Genomic DNA, 2,208 nt, shown 5'->3' on the forward strand with positions numbered 1-2,208 from the left:
AGCCGGGGCCGCACTGTCGATTTTTATCTCTCCTCCCGTCGTAACAGCAAAGCTGCATACCGGTTTCTGGGTAAAATCCTCAACAACGTGAAGAAGTGGCAGATCCCGCGATTCATCAAGGGGGAACCGCAGAATTCGGAAAAAATCGTACGCTAAGCTAACGGTGTTCTCGTGACAGCTCTTTGACTAGGCTTTCTAAGGCCATTCTGATAGCCCTGACTTCCTGAAAAGCCATGGCTAAAATTTGTGCGGCTAAAAGGGATAACCGATGGTAAAGTAAGTTATCCCTGTCGAGATACTGAAAAGCGTTATCCTCGTTTTTCCCAAAACTGTTTTGCCAGTTCGCTCAGAGCGCTAGTTAACTGAGCGACAGATTTCGCACTTTGCAAATTATTCTGCCCGGTCTGTACATTGGTATCAGCAGCATCGCGTATATTGATAATACTGCGGTTTATGTCTTCACTTACTGCTCCCTGCTGCTCGACCGCAGTCGCTATTTGCGCGTTCATGTCGGTAATTTCGTTAACGCGTTGGCCAATTCCATCAAGAGCTGTAGCTGCTTCCTCTGCGTGAGCTACACTCGTGTGCGCTTGCCGACTACTTTGCTCCATGACTGTAACAGCGGATTGCGCTCGCTCTTGTAGAGCGCTGATCATGCTTTGAATATCCGTTGTCGATTGCTGTGTGCGAGCAGCAAGACTGCGAACCTCATCGGCGACAACAGCAAAACCACGCCCCTGCTCACCAGCACGCGCGGCCTCAATTGCTGCGTTGAGTGCCAACAAATTCGTTTGCTCGGCGATCCCTCGTATAACGTCAAGAACTTTTGATATCTCGTTACTTTGACCTTCAAGCTCATGAATAACCTGAGTGGCTTGCCTAATTTCACCTTCAAGGGCAGTGATTGACTGGCTTGTGTGGGCTACCAGACGCTGGCCAGATGCCGTCTCAGTGTCTGCTCTTCCGGCCGCATCTGCAGCATGCTGTGCATTGCTCGCAACCTCTTGAATGCTTGCCACCATTTGGTTTACTGCCGTTGCTATTTGATCTGTCTCTGCCTGCTGCTCAACTGTAAGTACATTGCTTGACTCAATATCCTTTAGTAGGCCTCGGGTGTGTTCGCTAAGCCGATTTGATGCATCACCTATGCGACCTACTATGGCGCCTGTTTCAGCTTGCATCATTCGTAAAGCAAACTCTATTTGGCCAAACTCATCGGTGCGCCCAGTGTAGAGGGATTGACTTAATGGGTTATTGGAAATATTCCTGGCTCTTTCAACCAGTCTTCCAAGAGGAGAGAGAATAGCCAAAACACTAACAGAGCTTAAGCTTCCTGACATTAAAGTGGCTAACAATAAGCTGCTTATTGATGTATCAGTAAGCATGCCGGCAGCCATTGCGCTTGATATAATACTACCCCATATGAGCAAGAGTATTTTCACGGAAAAGCTAGCAGCCAATTTCGGCCTCGCGGCCTTCCCGCTTCTCAATTGAGCATATAATTTTTCCGCAGCCAAAACCTGCTCAGGTTCAGGCTTGGTCCTTACAGACTGGTATTCAACAATCGAACCATTCTTAGCTATTGGCGTTACATAAGCACTTACCCAATAGTGGTCGCCATTTTTACAGCGATTTTTTACTAGCCCCATCCATGAGCGGCCAGATTTTAATGTACTCCACATATGCTCAAATGCAGCAGGCGGCATATCTGGGTGTCTTACGATGTTGTGAGGCTGGCCTAATAGTTCTTCCTCAGTGAAACCACTGATTTTAATGAAGTCAGGATTAACGTACGTGATATGGCTTTGAGGGGAGGTAGTCGAAAGAATATTGGCATCTTTTGGGAGTTCTAAGTTTCGACCCGTCACTGGTAAATTCTGGCGCATAAGAACCTCAAGGGTTGGCTGTTTTATTTTATTGTTTTCGGCATTAAGCCCAATTTCTTGAGCGTTACGATAAAGCTAGCATGGAAACGATAGGTGCAAGCAAGTTAAGGGTTGCATCGCGCATGTCAATCTAGGCTATACCCTAACTTGATGTCAGGCAGGGCCGCGCCGCTTCGTCAGAATAGAGTCTGCTTTCCCATTTTTTTGTCGTTTTCAGAAGACGGCTGCACTGAACGTCAGAAGCCGACTGCACTATAGCAGCGGAGGGGTTGGATCCATCAGGCAACGACGGGCTGCTGCCGGCCATCAGCGGACGCAGGGA

2 protein-coding genes and 1 pseudogene are annotated in these 2,208 nt (G+C 48.1%); 1 reads left to right on the top strand and 2 read right to left on the bottom strand.

Annotated features, from left to right (window positions below; all coding sequences use genetic code 11):
• Positions 1-117, top strand: a pseudogene (locus tag ACOTX5_RS26335) (DDE-type integrase/transposase/recombinase); the annotation flags it as partial.
• 191 nt (positions 118-308) lie between these two features.
• Here the strand turns inward: ACOTX5_RS26335 and ACOTX5_RS26340 are convergent.
• Entirely contained in the window at positions 309-1,886 is a 1,578-nt protein-coding gene (locus tag ACOTX5_RS26340; RefSeq protein ID WP_001323889.1) for a methyl-accepting chemotaxis protein, read from the bottom strand.
• A 142-nt stretch (positions 1,887-2,028) separates the two neighbouring features.
• Positions 2,029-2,208, bottom strand: a 180-nt coding sequence (locus ACOTX5_RS26345) for a hypothetical protein (RefSeq protein ID WP_421632517.1), incomplete at its 5' end; no start/stop codon positions are given.

The sequence above is a fragment of the Enterobacter cloacae complex sp. IR5441 genome, assembly GCF_049238215.1.
Lineage (GTDB): Bacteria > Pseudomonadota > Gammaproteobacteria > Enterobacterales > Enterobacteriaceae > Enterobacter > Enterobacter hormaechei_C.

Coding starts and splice junctions, on each gene's coding strand:
- ACOTX5_RS26340 (WP_001323889.1), bottom strand. CDS start 1,886: ATGCGCCAGAATTTACCAGTGACGGGTCGAAACTTAGAACTCCCAAAA.